Here is a 15,070-nt window from a genome sequence, read left to right on the forward strand (position 1 = left end):
TCGGTCGCTCCGGACCCGCTGGTGGCCGCCGCCCAGGCCACCAGGAGTCTGCAGGGCCTGTCCACCGAGCTCACGGCCCGGGTACCGCAACTGCTGGAGGCCATGAGGTCGGTCGGGACCGGGCTCGAACTGCACTCCACGTTGGACCGCATCTGTGAGACCGCGGCAGAGCTCGCGGACGCCCACTACGCGGCGATCGGCGTCGTCGACACGGAGGGCCGCGGGCTCTCGGACTTCGTCACCCACGGGATCAGCCCCGCACAGGCACGGAAGATCGGGCACCGCCCCGACGGGAAAAGGGGCCTGCTCGGAGCACTGATCTCGCACTCCGACACGGTGCGGCTCGCCGATCTGACGAAGGATCCGCGCGCAGCGGGGTTCCCGCCGCACCACCCGCCCATGAAGACCTTCCTCGGGGTGCCGATCCGGGTGCAGGGAGAGATCTTCGGCAATCTCTACCTCGCCGAGAAGAACGGCGGCGGCGAGTTCAGCGACTACGACGTGCACATGGTCCGGGTACTGGCCACCGAGGCGGGCATCGCCATCGGCAACGCCCGGCTGTACGAGGCCGCCACCCAGCGCGAGCGCTGGATCGACGGATCGGTGGCCGTCACCACCGCCCTCCTGTCCGGCGGGGACGCGGACGACGCCCTCGCGGTGGTCGCCGAACAGGCCCGACGGCTGGCCGACTCCGACGCCGGGATCGTCATGCTGCCGGCCGAGGAAGGCGGGATGGAGATCGTCGCGGTCTCCTCCGAGAATCCGGCCACCTCGCTCGGTGTGGTGATCCCGGCCGAGAGCCCGGTGGTCGACAGGCTGCTGGAGGGTGAGCCGATCTTCGTGGACGACGCCGCGTCCGACCCCCGCATGACCAGCGAGCTCACCAGCAGGTACGGCCCGTGCATGCTGCTGCCGCTGCAGAGCGGCGGGCGGGTACTGGGCGCGCTGGTCACCCCCCGGGCCCGCGGCGGGCGGGCGTTCACCGAGGTCGAGCGGACCCTGGCCACCCAGTTCGCCTCGCAGGCGGCGCTCGCTCTGATGATGGCCGAGGCACAGCGCGACCGCGAGCGGCTGGCGGTGTTCGAGGACCGTGACCGGATCGCCCGCGACCTGCACGACCTGGTCATCCAGCGGCTCTTCGCCACCGGGCTGATGCTGGAGGGTGCCCAGCGCCGGACCGCCGTCCCCGAGGTGCGTGACGGCGTGGGCAAGGCGGTGGACGAGCTGGACGTGACGATCCAGGAGATCCGCACCGCGATCTTCGCCCTCCAACAGGGTCCGGCGGAGGCCCCGTCCGGGTTGCGCACCCGGGTGCTGCGGGAGATCAACATGGCCGCGGTGCCCCTGGGCTTCAAGCCCGCTCACCGTTTCCTCGGCCCGATCGACACGGTCGTCGGTGAGCTGGTGGGCAAGAACCTGATCGCCGCGTTGCGCGAGGCGTTGTCCAACGCCTTCCGCCACGCCGAGGCGAGCCGGATCGACGTGGTCATCGACTCCACCATCACGCTCGCCGACGGCCGGCCGGGGGTCCGGCTGCAGGTCGCCGACGATGGGGTGGGCATCCCGGAGGGCGGCCGCCGCAGCGGGCTTCGGAATCTGCGCCGCCGGGCCGAGTCGCTGGGCGGTGCCAGCTCCTACGGCCCGGGCATCGGCGAGGACGGCGGCGGGACCACCGTGGTGTGGGAGGCCCCGCTCGAACCGGCGGTCTAGAAGACTTCCTTCAGGCCTGCTGTGCGGTCCGTTCTGCCAGGATGCGCTCGATGACGAGGGCGACCCCGTCCTCGTTGTTGGCGACCGTACGGCCGGACGCGGCAGCGATCACATCGGGGTGCGCGTTGCCCATGGCGTACGAGGTGCCCGCCCAGCTGAGCATTTCCACGTCGTTCGGCATGTCCCCGAAGGCGACGACCTCGGCGGGGGAAATGCCGCGCTCGGCACAGCACAGCGCCAGGGTGCTCGCCTTGGACACGCCGGGTCCGCTGACCTCCAGCAGGGCGGTGGGGCTGGACCGGGTGATCGACGCGTGCTCGCCGGCGGCGGACCGCGCCAGCGCCAGGAACTCGTCCGGGGCCAGCTCGGCGTGGTGCGCCAGCAGCTTGAGCACGGGCGCGGCGCTTTCGTCCGTGTCCTCGTGCAGCAGCTTCTCGGCGGTGGCCACGCGGGCACCCGGGTCCTTGAAGAAGGGTGGGTACGCCGGCTCGTAGTTGATGCCGGTGGTCAGCTCGACCGCGAAGGAAGTGCCGGGGGCCGCGGCCCGCAGGGCATCGACGACGGCGAGCGCGGCCACCCGCGGAAGGGACCTGACCTGCACGAACTCTCGTCCGGCATGCAGGTCGACCACCGCCGCGCCATTGGCGCAGATCGCCAGGCCGTGGCCGTGGACATGGTCGCTGACCACATCCATCCAGCGGGCCGGGCGGCCGGTGACGAAGAAGACCTCGATCCCGGCCTCCTCGGCGGCGGCGAGCGCGGCGACCGTGCGTGGCGAGACGGACTTGTCGTCGCGCAGCAGGGTGCCGTCGAGGTCGGTGGCGATCAGCCGGGGCGTGGGGGTTGGCCCGTCCGGGCACTGGGGAGCCGAGGTCACGGCTCCATCTTCGCCCATGGCCGAGGAGCTCCTGACCGGGGGAGGGAGGCTGTCACCTCGGGCGCCGTTTCACGTGGAACGGCGCCGTTTCACGTGAAACATCGGCTCGCCGTAGGCTCGAAGCATGAGTCTGCGTCTGAGCACGGTGATCCTTCCGGTACGTCGATGGCATGAGGGAGGACGCGATCAGTGGCTCCGGGCCGAGCAGCTCGGGTTCCACACCGCCTACACCTACGACCACCTGTCCTGGCGGACGTTCCGCGACGGCCCGTGGTTCGGCGCGGTCCCCACCCTGACCGCGGCGGCCACCGCCACCGAGCGGCTGCGCCTGGGCACGCTCGTCACCTCGCCGAACTTCCGGCACCCGGTGACGCTCGCCAAGGACCTCATGAGCCTGGACGACATCTCCGGCGGGCGCATCACCCTGGGCATCGGCGCGGGCGGGAACGGCTTCGACGCGACCGCGCTGGGCCAGGAGGCCTGGTCCCCGCGTGAGCGGGCCGACCGCTTCGCCGAGTTCGTGCCGTTGCTGGACCGGTTGCTGACCGAAGGCTCGGTGAGCCACGAGGGGACCTTCTACTCCGCCGAGGAGGCCCGCAACATCCCCGGCTGTGTGCAGCGGCCCCGGCTGCCGTTCGCGGTCGCCGCGAACGGACCGCGCGGCATGCGGCTCGCCGCCCGACACGGCCAGGCCTGGGTGACCACGGGCGACCCGAAGCTCTTCGAGGAGGGCACGCCCGAGCAGTCGCGGGAAGCCCTGCGCGGGCAGCTCGAACGGCTCGGCGCGGCCTTCCTGGAGATCGGGCGAGACCTGGAGCCCGTGGAGAAGATCCTTCTGACCGGCTTCACGCCGGAAGCCAACACCGTGCTGCAGTCGGTGGACGCGTTCGTCGACTTCGCCGGCCAGCACCGTGATCTGGGGTTCACCGAGGTGGTGATCCACGCGCCGATCCCGGATTCCGAGTTCGCCGCCGACGAGGGCGTGTTCGAGAAGATCGCCACCGAGGCCCTGGCCCAGCTCGACAGCTGACCGGCGGTCGTCGTCGCCGCTCGTGCGAGCGGCGACGACGACCGGGACCCGGACCGCTAGTCCCTGTCGTTCAACTGCGCGAGCAGGCGCTCCGCGGCCGGCAGGAGCCAGTCCGGCACGTCGTCCTCGGGCAGGGCCCCGGCCTCGTCGATCAGCGCGGAGACGCGGGCGGAGCCCGCGTCCGCGTGGCCCCGCTCCTGTTCGGTCCAGGCCGCGTTGTTCAAGCACTGGAACCGGTCCCGCAGATGGTCGGGGCCGAGCTCCGCGTAGACCCGGGCGGCCCGGTCCCACAGCTCGATCTCCTCCAGACGCAGCCGGTCGACCTCCGCGGGGCTCAGCGGGGCCGCCCGCTCCGCCCCGGCATCGGCGAGCTGCTCGGTGCCGGCGTCCTGGGTGTCCCCGGTGTCTCCGGTGTTCTCGTCGTCGTCCTCGTGGGACTGCCCGTTCGTGTTGACGTGTCGGTCGAGCGCCTGCGCCAGCTGGTGCCAGGTCTGGGCGAGTTCGGACCGCAGCCCAGGTGATCCGGGATCCGCCGTCAGGGCCGTCTCCAGCACCCGGGCGGCCTCTTCCATCCGCTTCCGGGCCCCCGCCACCGTGCCGGCGGTGACCTCCTCGCGCAGTTCCAGCCAGGCCAGGGAACGCAGGATCCGCACCTCGGCGACCGGGACCTCGCCGGTCACCCGGTGCAGCTCCAGGGCCCGCTCGTAGGCGGCGGCCGCCTCCACGGCCAGTCCCGCGTCATTCAGGGTGTCGGCGGCCGAATGCGCGAGGCCCGCCTGCGGACGGGGATCCTCCCAGTCCTTGGTGATCTCCGCCGCCAGCAGGTACTGCTCCGCCGCCGGCCGGGGCTCGTTCAGCCGCCGCAGCAGATCGCCCAGGAACTCCCGCACGGACACCGCCTGCTGGTCGCCGTGCTCCAGCAGGTCCGCCAGCGCGGACTGCAGGACCTCCGCCGCCTCGGCGCTGCGGCCGTCCCCCGCGTACGCCCGGGCCAGCAGCAACCGGGCATGCGCACCGCCGTCGGCCGTGAGTCCCGCCTGGTCGAACCAGTGGGCTCCGGCCAGGGCGTGCTCCGCGCTCTCGGCGGCCGCGTCGCCCCGCTGCAGCAGGATGTCCGCGAGGGTCAGCCGTACGACGCCCTGCGTCTCGGCGTCGGTCACCTCTGCGGCGTGCTCCAGCGCGGAGCGCGCCGCGGCCTCCGCCTCTTCGGGCCGCTCCAGCGTCATCAGCACACCGGCCCGCAGCACCAGCGCGTCCACGGCCTGCCAGGCTCGGCCCGCCAGGACCGCCCGCGCGGCGGATGCCGCGAGCAGTGGCACCGCCCGTTCCGGGTCACCCTGGGCCAGTGCGACCCGGCCCAGCATCTCCTCGGCCTCCGCCACCAGGTCCGCCGCAGTGCCCTCATGGGCGGCGACGAAGTCGGTCAGTTCGGCGGCCAGCACCCCGTGGTGGTCGTGGTGGTCGTCCCCGTCGGGCGTCTCCACCGAGCGCAGGTACGACTCCATCCGGATCGCCGACAGTTCCGCGAGCGCGATGCGCCGGGCCCGCAGCGGTTCGGCGGCGTCCAGCGCCTCGGCGGACCGCAGGGCGACGCGCAGCAAGGCCCGGACCTCCGCCGGCACGGCTCCGGACTGAGCTGCCACACCGGCCAGCCGCAGTTCCGCGAGCGCCACACGTTCGGCGAGACCGAGCGCCCGGTAGTCGTCCCGGACCGCGCTCAGCAGTTCCGGCGCCTCCTTGTCGCCGCGCCGCCCGGCGGCCAGGGCCTGCTGGTCCGCGAGGTCGGCGCGGACCAGTGGATCGACCTCCGGCTGCGTGTCCAGGCGTACCGCCACCTCGGCCCACAACGCGTCCGTACCCGGATGGCCCAGGTCCCGGGCGCTGCGCGCCCGCTCCACCAGGTCGGTGAAGGCGGCACCCGTCAGGGCAGGCTCGGATCCGGGCGAAGCGGGAGTGGGAACGGGGTCCGGGGCGGTCTGCGGCAGCGCCGCACTGCGTACCCCCAGCGGCAGCGCCGCCAGCAGCGGTTCCCGGCCCACCTGTACGAGGAAGCGGTCCGAGACCCGGGTCGTGCCGTTGCGCGCGTCGAACTGCCAGGCGATGTCCAGGCAGCCCGCGTACAGCACCTCGTACAGCTCGTCGACGGTTCGCGGGGTTCCTTCGTAGGGCACGGCCGGGGTCCGACCGTGGCCCAGTTCCCGCAGGCGGCGCAGCAGCACAAGGATGCCGCCGTGGAAGGCCAGCCGGTCGTCGAGGTTGGCGAGCGGAGCCACATGGGCGGCGTGGTCGGCCAGGATCTCCAGGCCGCGGGATTCGTTGCCGGTGAGGGCGCAGAACTCGATGTGCTTGCCGACCGAGGGCAGCAAGCTCTCGTTGCCGCGGGCCATGCGGTAGCCGCGCAGGTGGTGGGAGCGCGCTTCGTCGGCCCGACCGAGCCGCAGCAGCGGCAGCAGAGAGGTGGCGAGCAGCCTGTGGGGCTCCTCGGCGCAGGTCAGGTCACCGTCGAGGACGGGCTTCCACAGCTCCAGAGCCTCGGCGTCGTTGCCGTGCAGGACGGCGTACTGGCCCTGACCGTTGAGTTCGCAGGCCCGGCAGTCGCTCATGTCGTCCCGCTCGGCGGCCAGCCAGCGCCGGAAGGCCCGTTCGGCGCGCTCGTCCTCACCGATCGCGTCGGCGAGCCACAGCTCGGCCTCGCGTACGGGCCGCTCGCTGTAGCCGGCGATCCGGTAGCGGCGTTCCATCTCGTCCAGCCAGCCGGTGGCCGACTCCAGCGGAATCCCGGGGGAGTCGGAGATGGCCGTGGCCACCCACTTGAACTGCCAGAACAGTGAGTGCGCGTCCCAGTGGGAGAAGGCGCCCGGGTCCTTGTCGTACTCCTGGAGCAGCCGGGCGAAGGGCACCAGCATCCTGGACGACTCGGAGCTGTAGAGATAGGCGTTGATCAGGTTGTCCAGGGCCTCGCGGAACAGGGCCCGGTCACCGCTCGTCTCCGCCGCGCCGGCCAGCGCCTCGGCGTGCGCGTTGCGTACGGCACCGTTGGGTGATTCGCGGTTCTCCGCCAGACCCCGCACGATCTCCTCGCGCGTCAGCGTCGTCACTTCTGGTCCTCCTGGGCGTCGCGGGCGTCGGTGGAGTGGGTCGCCCATTCCAGGAGTCCGAGGAAGGCCCGGTTGAGCAGGGTGGAGTCGGCGGGGCGCAGCGGCCGCTGGGACATCAACAGGGCCTGCCCGTAGAGCGATTCGACGGCCGTACCGGTCAGTGCCTCGTCGGGGAGCGCGGCGATCCGGCGGATGAGCGGGTTGTTGTGGTTGAGGACCAGACGGGCGCGGGGTGCGGAGCCGCGCAGGGCGCCGAGGATGCCGCTCCACAGGGAGTCGGCGCTCTCCAGCGCGGCGGTGCGGTCGCGCTCCTGGCGGGCCTGCCGGTCGTCCAGGTACAGCGCGGGCACGGAGACGGGCTGGAAGGCGCGCAGCACCACGTCGCAGCCTTGGGCTTCCAGGCGGGTGCGCGCGGTGGCCAGGAACGGGGCGAGCGCCAGTTCGGTCGCGGTCGGCACCGGGTCGAGCCGCTCGGTGACGGCACCGGCGTCGAGCTCGGTGACCTTGAGCTCCGGCCGTACGGCGGGCAGCAGGGCCAGCAGGTCCGCGTCGTAGGTGTATCCGGCGTTGATGACGCCGAGCCCGTGGGCCGCGGCGATCGGTGCGATCTGGCGGAACTCCTCGACGGTGCGGGTGAAGTGGATGTCCGTGTGGGCGGCCGCGAACTCCTGGAGGCTCATCGAGCCGTCGCTGGTCTCGAACGGCAGCCACGGCAGCATCAGCCCGAGCAGCTCGGAGTCGTGCCGGGCCATGGACTTCACACCGAGGTGGTGGACCTGCAGGAAGGCGGCCAGGCGCTCCGGATCGCTCGCCGCGAGCTCGGCGAGCCAGCCGCGGACGCGGGCGCCGAGTGCGTCCCGTACCGCCGCCAGGGTCTCGTCGTCGTACAGGTTCTCGCGGGAGGCGGTGGGGCGCAGGGTGTCCGTGTCGAGGACGGCACGGACGAAGAACGCCCAGTCAGGCAGCAGGTTGTCGGCCCGGTCGGTCAGCAGCATGCCCTTGAGGTGGACGCGGTGTCCGGCCCGGTGGGCGGGGCTGGTCGGTTCGGGCAGGACGTACGCCACCCCGCGTACGCCGGCGACCGGCAGGTCGAGGTCGATGCTGTCGAGCGGGGTGAAGCCGAAGAGCTGCGCGCAGTGCCCGGCGAGCGCGACGCGACGGGCGGCCGGGGTGGGGAAGGCACGGTCCCACACGGCGGGCCGGTCGGTGACGGGGCGCGGCTCGCCGCCCTCGCCGTCGTCGAAGGTGATGTCGTACGGCAGCAGGGAGCCGTAGTCGCGGGCCAGTTCCTCGACCTTGGCCGGGACGGCCCATTCCGTGGCGCCCGGGCGGGCCTCCAGTACGACGGTGGTGCCGGGCTCCGGCCGTGCCTCGTGGGGCAGTTCCCGGACGGTGTACGAACCGTCGTCCGTGGCCAGCCATTCGACGGGTGCGGCATGGGGGTCGCGGGCGGAGCGGGTGACGACCCGGATCTGGCGCGCCACGACGAAGCACGCGAGCAGACCGATGCCGAACTGGCCGAGGAACTCCTGGCGGGTCGCCTCCAGGCCCGGCTCGTCGAGGTCGGCGCCGTCGCCACCGCGCTTGGAGCTACGGCCGATGGTGGCGAGGAGGGAGTGGGCCTCGGCGGCGGTCAGGCCGATGCCGCTGTCCTCGATGGTCACGCGGCCGGCGGACGCCGAGAGGCGGATGCGGACCTCCGCGGCCGGGTCGAGGACGTGGCGTGCGGTGATCGCGTCCACCGCGTTCTGCAGGAGCTCGCGGACGTAGACGCGCGGGCTGGAGTAGAGGTGATGGGAGAGGAGGTCCACCAGGCCGCGCAGATCGACCTGGAAGCTGTGGGGCGTGGACGGGGGCGTGGACGTGGACGTCATAGGGCGTCACCTCGCGTGCATACAGGGATGGTTCGGTGATCGCGAGGTCCCCCCTCACTGATCCCGGAGTGGTTCACACATTAGGGGGATGGTCGGACAATCTCTGCGTGAATTCCGGCGCCCTGCCCCGGATCTACTGGAAGCGCAGGAACTGCGGCGGTACGGCGTCCACCAGCCACACCCCGTTGGCGCTGATCCGGAAGACGTGTCCGGCCGCTCGCATCGCCCCGGCGTCCACGCTGAGCACGACGGGCCGGCCGCGGCGCGCGCCGACCCGGGTGGCGGTCTCCCGGTCGGGGGACAGGTGCACATGGTGGCGGGCCATCGGACGCAGGCCCTCGGCGCGGATCGGCTCCAGGGCGGCGGCGACGGTGCCGTGGTAGAGGTACGCGGGCGGTTCGGCCTCCGGAAGGTCCAGGTCCACGGCGACGGTGTGCCCTTGGCTGGCTCGGATCCGGGTGCCGTCGACGGCGAACCGCTGCTTGTCGTTGGCGGCGACGACGTGGTCGAGCTCGGCCCGGCTGAAGGGGAAGCCGTGCGCGGCGGCCGCGCTCAGCAGGTCGTCGATCTCCACCCAGCCGTGGGGATCGAGCACCAGTCCGATCCGTTCCGGCTGGTGTCGCAGGTGTTTCGAGACGTACTTCGACACCTTCACGGTGCGTCTTTCATCCATGGCCCCAGCGTGCCCCGTCGGAGGGCCTCGTGGCAGGGATTTTCCGGGGGCGGCCGGGGGCGACAGCTGGTGGACACCCTCTATCGTCATTCCAAGATGCGGAATATATTTTCCATTGTCGCTTCTGTTCAGGGGGAGAAACCATGACAGCTCAACCCTCACTGTCACGCCGGGCCGCTGCTGAGCTGATCGGTACCGCCGGCCTGCTCGTGGTCGTGATCGGCTCCGGTCTCAAGGCCGCCGAGCTCAGCCGCGACACCGGTGTCGCCCTCATCGCCAACTCGTTCGCCTCGGCCATCGGCCTCGGGTTGATCATCACGATCTTCGGGCCGCTGTCCGGCGCCCACCTCAACCCGGTGGTCACCCTCACCTCCTGGTGGTCCCGGCGGACCGGCGGCGAGGGTCTGGGCGGCCGCGAGGCGCTCGTCTACACCGCGGCCCAGAGCGCCGGAGCCATCGGTGGAGCCCTCATCGCGGAAGTCATGTTCGGCCGGACCCCGGGCACCTTCGCCACCCAGGTGCGCGACGGCGGTCACCTGCTCATCGGCGAGGTGGTCGCCACCGCCGGTCTGGTCCTCCTGATCCAGGGCCTCGGCCTGACCGGGCGCCGCAGGTTCATTCCGCCGGCGGTCGCCGCGTACATCGCGGCCGCGATCTGGTTCACCTCCTCCGGCTCCTTCGCCAATCCGGCGGGCACCATCGGGCGCAGCTTCAGCGACTCCTTCACCGGCATAGCCCCCGAGTCGCTGCCCGGATTCCTCGGCGCACAGCTGGTCGGCGGGATCCTCGGCCTGGCCCTGGCCGCCCTCCTGTTCGGGACCGGGACCGGGACCGGGGCAGGGGGCGGAACCGGCTCCAAGCCCAGGACCAAGCCCAAGCCCAGGCCCAGGTCCCGGTTCGGCCGGAGTGTGAAGCCGGCCCCGGTGGACGGCGTAAGCCCCGCCAAGGCGGCGTACGAGACCGTCAGGTGAGACGACGGCTCAGTTGCCCACAGGAAAAGGGGACTTGTCCACAGCCGTTTGGGCGGGTTTTGACGGCAAACGCGTGATCCGCCCTGTGGAACCTGTGGAATCTGTGGATCGGGCTTGACCGGGTGTGACCGAGCCCTCCGCTGTGACCACCCACGCCGCCGTGACAGCCCGCCACGGCGTCACCACCCGCCCGGCGTCACCGCTCGCCGCGGCGCGCCAGATCGTTCATCGTCCGGGCCTGGAGCTCCCGCTCCGTCGCGGCCCGGACGAACTCCGCCACATGGTCGGCGCCCACCAGATCCTGCACCGCCCGAACCGTCCCGGCAGGCAAGGCCACCGGCGAGGGCCCGGTCGGCCCCGGTGCGCCGGCCGACCCCAGGTGCCGCTGGAGGTGCCGGGTCGCGAAGAGCCGCATCGCCCGCGCCAGCTCCGCGTCCACGGTCTGCTGGGCCAGCGGCCGCAGCCGCCGCACCATCGTCGCCGCCTCCGCCGCGTCCGCGTCCGTGGGCGGCACCTGCCCGAGGTAGCGCGCGAAGACGTGCTCGGTGGTGAACTCCAGGAACCGCGAGGCGATGTGTTCCACCTGTCCCCGCAGTTCCCGCAGGTGCCCGGTGATCGCCGACAGCGGCACCCCAGCCGCGTACAGCTCGGCGGCCACCGCCAGCTCCTGCGGGGAGGGCACCAGGAACTGGTCCGGGCGCCCCGGGATCCGCTCCAGCACCCCGAGCTCGCAGGCCTCGTCCACGGCGTCGTCGTCCGGCCGGCCGCCGAACCGCTCGTTCAGCTCCTCCCGGCTGATCCGGGCCGCTTCCTCGTCGGTCCACGGTCCGTGCACCTCGGCGACCAGCCCGAGTACGCCGCCCAGACCGCGCCCCGCGTCCCAGGCCTCCAGCAGTTCCTTGATGGAGGCCAGGGTGTAGCCGCGGTCCAGCAGGTCCGCGATCTGGCGCAGCCGCGCCAGATGCGTGTCCCGGTAGACATTGGAACGGCCCCGCCGCTCCGGTTTCGGCAGCAGGCCACGGTCCTGGTACGCCCGGATCGTGCGCACCGTCGCCCCGCTGTGGTGCGCCAGATCCTCGATCCGGTACTCGGCTACCGCCTGATCGGACAATCCCGGCTCCCTACGACATCGCGGCTCGGCCGACCGCGCCCGCCGCGGCCCGGGCGGCAGGTGAAGCCGCAAGGTACTCGACCGCCCTGCGCAGCGAGCCCTCCTGCGAGGGATGGTACGACCGCCGGAAGTAGCGGGGTATGGCCGTGCCGAGCTCTCTCCACGGAGGCAGCAGGCCCTTGGCCACCGCGCGGTTGTGCGCGCCGAGCGAGTAGCGCAGCCGGCCGCCCAGTTCCGGGTCGTTGCGTATGAGGTACGAGGCCCCCCACAACCACAGCCACGCCAGCACGGGCGCGACCACGACCATTCCCTCGACGCGCCGCGCGTAGCGGGGCAGACCGGCTCCCCCACAGTGCTGGTACATGTCGAAGGCCACGGAGCGGTGCTCCACCTCCTCCGCGCCGTGCCAGCGCAGCAGGTCCAGCATGATCTCGTCGGCCCCGGCCCGGTCGAGCCCCTCGGCGCGCAGCACCCAGTCCCCGAGCACCGCCGTGAACTGCTCGATCGCGGCGACCACCGCCAGCCGGAAGCGCAGCCACTCCCGCGCCGTGACCGGCATCCCGAACGGCGGGGCCTCCCCGAGCAGTTTCTCGAACAGGAAGTCCACGTGCCGCGTGTACGCCTGCGTCGGCAGTCGCTGCTCGGCGAGGTGGTCCAGAACGTAGGAGTGCTGCACGCTGTGCGTGGCCTCCTGGCCCATGAACCCCTTGACGTCACCGCGCAGCTCCGGGTCGGTGACCAGGGGCAGGCCCTCCTTGAGGACCCTTACGAACCACCGCTCCCCGGCGGGCAGCAGCAGGTGCAGCACGTTGATGACGTGGGTGGCGGTGGGCTCGTCCGGTATCCAGTGCAGAGGGGTGGTCTTCCAGTCGAAGGCCACCCGGCGCGGGCTGATCGGGTGCCGGTCGATCCGGTCCGCGGACCCGCTCACAGCTTTGGCTCCAGCCTCGCGATGCGCCGCAGGGCGCGCGGGGCGAAGCGGGACATCCACAGGGCGCCCTTGGACTCCGGAGTCACCGGTACGACGGCCTCGTTGCGCACCACCGCCCGCAGGATCGCGTCGGCGACCTTCTCCGGCGGGAAGTTGCGCAGCCCGTACAGCCGCGAGGAGCGTTCCTGGCGGCGCTTCTCCTCGGCTTCGTCCACCCCGGCGAAGCGCGAGGTGGCGGTGATGTTGGTGTTGACGATGCCCGGGCAGATCGCGGAGACGCCGATCGACTTCGAGGCCAGTTCCGCGCGCAGGCACTCCGACAGCATCAGCACCGCGGCCTTCGAGGTGCTGTAGGCGGGCAGGGTCCGGGAGGGCAGGTAGGCGGCGGCGGAGGCGGTGTTGACGATGTGCCCGCCCTGGCCGCGCTCGGCCATCTGCTTCCCGAAGATCCGGCAGCCGTGGATGACACCCCACAGATTGACGTCCAGGACCTTCTTCCAGTCCTCGGCGGTGGTGTCGAGGAAGGAGCCGGACAGGCCGATCCCGGCGTTGTTGACCAGGACGTCGACGATTCCGTACTCGGCGGCGACCTTCGCCGCGAGCTTCTCCATCGCTTGCTCGTCGCTGACGTCCACGCACTCGGCCCAGGCCTCGGCGGCGCCGACGAGGCGGGACATGTCGGCCGTGCGCGCCGCGCCCTCCGCGTCACGGTCGACGGCGACCACCCGGGCCCCGGCCTCGGCGAAGGCGAAGGCGGTGGCCCGGCCGATGCCGCTGGCCGCGCCGGTGACCAGGACCAGCTGGCCGGCGAAGCGGTCGGCGTACCTGCCCGGGGCCTTCCGCTCCGGAGCCCGCGTGGCGGGCTCCTCCCGGTCGTCGACGAACTCGGTGATCCAGGCGGCCAGCTGGTCGGGCCGGGTCCGGGGCACCCAGTGCTTGGCGGGCAGGGTCCGCCGCAGCAGGTCCGGGGCCCACCGCTCCAGACCGTCGTAGAGCCGCTCGGACAGGAAGGCGTCCCCGGTCGGGGTGATCAGCTGCACCGGTACGTGGGCGTACGCGTCGGGGCGCGGCCGACGCAGTCGCGGCCGTACGTTGTCGCGGTAGAGCCAGGCGCCGTGCGCCGCGTCCGAAGGCAGCGAAGCCGTCGGATAGGACCCGGCCGGAACCTTCTCGATGCGCTGGAGCATCGCGGGCCACCGCTTGCCGAGCGGCCCGCGCCAGGCGAGCTCCGGCAGCACCGGGGTGTGCAGCATGTAGACGTACCAGGACTTGGCGCCCTGGCCGAGGAGCTGCGCCGCCGCACGCGGTGTGGGCCGCGTCATCCGCTTCTTGATCCAGTGCCCGAAGTGGTCGAGAGAGGGCCCCGACATCGAGGTGAAGGAGGCGATCCTGCCCTCGGTGCGGGCGACCGTCGCGAACTCCCAGCCCTGTACGGAGCCCCAGTCGTGGCCGACGAGGTGCACGGGCCGGTCCGGGCTGACGGCGTCCGCCACGGCCAGGAAGTCGTCGGTCAGCTTCTCCAGGGTGAAGCCGCCGCGCAGCGGATGCGGCGCGGTGGAGCGCCCGTGGCCGCGCACGTCGTAGAGCACCACGTGGAAGCGGGTCGCGAGCCGCTCGGCGACCTCCGACCAGACCTCCTTGCTGTCCGGGTAGCCGTGCACCAGCACCACCGTCGGCCGGCCCGTCTCACCGAGCTCGACGACGCACAGCTCTATCCCCCCGGTGCTCACCCGGCGCTCGCGCGCACCCGCCAGGCCCACCGCTCCCGCTTCAGCCATGTCGCTCATGCTGCCTTCTCCTCGGCCCAGCGCCGCACGTGCGGCAGATCGTCGTCCAGCCAGAACGCGCTCTCCTCGGGGTCCCGGGAGTCGGTGACGACCAGGATCTCCTCGAACTTCGCGCCGGTACCCCGGAATCCGAGGTGGGGCTCCACCGCCCACAGGCCGGGCTGCGGCGGGTGGTCGGAGAAGTGGTACGGGCTCCACAGCGGGGACCAGCCCTCGCGGTGGCCGTGCAAGGCGTCACTCGCCAGTCCCTTGAGGGACTGGGTGCCGAAGCCGAAGGCGGTCGGTGACCAGCGCCGCTCCTTGACCCGGTCGATCTTGTGCGCGATCACGCCGAAGGGATAGGCCCGGTGCCGGTTGGCGTACCCCTGCCGGGTCATCAGCCGTTCGACGTTCTCGTAGATCTCGCGCAGGGAGCGGCCCTCGCGCACCTGCTCCAGGATCAGCACGCGGTGCGCCTGGAGATCGGCCATGAGCCGGTCCTGCACCGGATTGAGCCCGAGGCTGCCCGAATAGCCGATGTCGGCCGCGTAGCCCTTGTGGACCGGTGCCATGTCGAGGATGAACGGCATCCCCGGCTCCAGCTTCCGGTTGGTCGGGAAGAACTGCAGCGGGATCTTGAAGTTCGCGAAGGCGGTGCGGTCCCCGAACCAGGCGAAGGGCAGGTGGAACCAGTCCCGTACCCCGCGCTCCCGCAGCCACTCGCGCTGCATCCGCGCGGCCTCGCGCTCGGTCACCCCGGGCCGCAGCTGGGCAGCGACGGCCTCGGCGCACTCGTACGCCAGGCGCTGCACCTCTCTGAAGCCGCTCAGGTCGGCGGAGCGTCGTCCGGAGGGTCCCGCGGTGCGTTGCTTGGTGTCCCCAGCCATCTCAGCCCGTCCATCCGTGTAGCCGTACGCGCCCGTAAGTTGACACTGATGAATGTGACAATGACCGGAGATCACGTCAAGGGTCGTGCACGGACCTGTGGACAAAGTTGTCGGGTCCACATCAGCCTCCAGTACGGGCATG

General features: G+C 72.0%; 11 protein-coding genes. 3 read left to right on the forward strand and 8 right to left on the reverse strand.

Annotation, left to right across the window (positions count from 1 at the left end):
* Positions 1-18 precede the first annotated feature (18 nt).
* Complete coding sequence (locus AB8A24_RS01840; protein ID WP_328965917.1) at positions 19-1,710, forward strand: GAF domain-containing protein; 1,692 nt, start codon at positions 19-21, stop codon at positions 1,708-1,710.
* Between the two features lie 10 nt (positions 1,711-1,720).
* Here the strand turns inward: AB8A24_RS01840 and AB8A24_RS01845 are convergent, their stop codons facing one another.
* Positions 1,721-2,605, reverse strand: a complete 885-nt coding sequence (locus AB8A24_RS01845) for a Cof-type HAD-IIB family hydrolase (protein WP_328962591.1) — start codon at positions 2,603-2,605, stop codon at positions 1,721-1,723.
* A gap of 106 nt (positions 2,606-2,711) precedes the next feature.
* Between AB8A24_RS01845 and AB8A24_RS01850 the strand changes: the two genes are divergently transcribed.
* A complete protein-coding gene (locus AB8A24_RS01850) occupies positions 2,712-3,617 on the forward strand; it encodes an LLM class flavin-dependent oxidoreductase (protein WP_328962592.1) in 906 nt (301 codons plus the stop codon).
* Positions 3,618-3,673: 56 nt separating this feature from the next.
* Here the strand turns inward: AB8A24_RS01850 and AB8A24_RS01855 are convergent, their stop codons facing one another.
* The 3 genes from AB8A24_RS01855 to AB8A24_RS01865 form a co-directional block, all read right to left on the reverse strand.
* Positions 3,674-6,715 (reverse strand): tetratricopeptide repeat protein, encoded by a 3,042-nt coding sequence (locus AB8A24_RS01855; protein WP_369474370.1) that lies wholly within the window; start codon positions 6,713-6,715, stop codon positions 3,674-3,676.
* Positions 6,712-8,589 (reverse strand): HSP90 family protein, encoded by a 1,878-nt coding sequence (locus AB8A24_RS01860; RefSeq protein ID WP_369474372.1) that lies wholly within the window; start codon positions 8,587-8,589, stop codon positions 6,712-6,714. The genes AB8A24_RS01855 and AB8A24_RS01860 overlap by 4 nt, the downstream gene beginning before the upstream one ends.
* A gap of 133 nt (positions 8,590-8,722) precedes the next feature.
* Positions 8,723-9,262, reverse strand: coding sequence for an RNA 2'-phosphotransferase (locus tag AB8A24_RS01865; RefSeq protein ID WP_328962595.1), 540 nt, complete (start codon positions 9,260-9,262; stop codon positions 8,723-8,725).
* A 143-nt stretch (positions 9,263-9,405) separates the two neighbouring features.
* Between AB8A24_RS01865 and AB8A24_RS01870 the strand changes: the two genes are divergently transcribed.
* Positions 9,406-10,233: an aquaporin gene (locus AB8A24_RS01870; RefSeq protein WP_369474374.1), complete on the forward strand. Its 828-nt coding sequence runs from the start codon at positions 9,406-9,408 to the stop codon at positions 10,231-10,233.
* Positions 10,234-10,429: 196 nt separating this feature from the next.
* Here the strand turns inward: AB8A24_RS01870 and AB8A24_RS01875 are convergent, their stop codons facing one another.
* From AB8A24_RS01875 to AB8A24_RS01890, 4 genes are read right to left on the reverse strand one after another with little or no spacing between them, the layout of a single operon-like run.
* On the reverse strand, positions 10,430-11,344 hold the full coding sequence (locus AB8A24_RS01875) for a MerR family transcriptional regulator (RefSeq protein ID WP_328962597.1): 915 nt from the start codon (positions 11,342-11,344) through the stop codon (positions 10,430-10,432).
* 10 nt (positions 11,345-11,354) lie between these two features.
* Positions 11,355-12,275 (reverse strand): metal-dependent hydrolase, encoded by a 921-nt coding sequence (locus AB8A24_RS01880; protein WP_328962598.1) that lies wholly within the window; start codon positions 12,273-12,275, stop codon positions 11,355-11,357.
* On the reverse strand, positions 12,272-14,062 hold the full coding sequence (locus AB8A24_RS01885; RefSeq protein ID WP_328962599.1) for an SDR family oxidoreductase: 1,791 nt from the start codon (positions 14,060-14,062) through the stop codon (positions 12,272-12,274). The genes AB8A24_RS01880 and AB8A24_RS01885 overlap by 4 nt, the downstream gene beginning before the upstream one ends.
* Positions 14,059-14,928: a M24 family metallopeptidase gene (locus AB8A24_RS01890; protein WP_266383263.1), complete on the reverse strand. Its 870-nt coding sequence runs from the start codon at positions 14,926-14,928 to the stop codon at positions 14,059-14,061. The genes AB8A24_RS01885 and AB8A24_RS01890 overlap by 4 nt, the downstream gene beginning before the upstream one ends.
* Positions 14,929-15,070 lie beyond the last annotated feature (142 nt).

The sequence above is a fragment of the Streptomyces sp. BF23-19 genome, assembly GCF_041106355.1.
Classification (GTDB): domain Bacteria; phylum Actinomycetota; class Actinomycetes; order Streptomycetales; family Streptomycetaceae; genus Streptomyces; species Streptomyces virginiae_A.

Excerpts from the sequence above, each read along its gene's own strand:
- AB8A24_RS01845 (WP_328962591.1), bottom strand. The coding sequence starts at position 2,605 with ATGGGCGAAGATGGAGCCGTGACCTCGGCTCCCCAGTGCCCGGACGGG.
- AB8A24_RS01850 (WP_328962592.1), top strand. The coding sequence starts at position 2,712 with ATGAGTCTGCGTCTGAGCACGGTGATCCTTCCGGTACGTCGATGGCAT.
- AB8A24_RS01860 (WP_369474372.1), bottom strand. The coding sequence starts at position 8,589 with ATGACGTCCACGTCCACGCCCCCGTCCACGCCCCACAGCTTCCAGGTC.
- AB8A24_RS01865 (WP_328962595.1), bottom strand. The coding sequence starts at position 9,262 with ATGGATGAAAGACGCACCGTGAAGGTGTCGAAGTACGTCTCGAAACAC.
- AB8A24_RS01870 (WP_369474374.1), top strand. The coding sequence starts at position 9,406 with ATGACAGCTCAACCCTCACTGTCACGCCGGGCCGCTGCTGAGCTGATC.
- AB8A24_RS01885 (WP_328962599.1), bottom strand. The coding sequence starts at position 14,062 with ATGAGCGACATGGCTGAAGCGGGAGCGGTGGGCCTGGCGGGTGCGCGC.
- AB8A24_RS01890 (WP_266383263.1), bottom strand. The coding sequence starts at position 14,928 with ATGGCTGGGGACACCAAGCAACGCACCGCGGGACCCTCCGGACGACGC.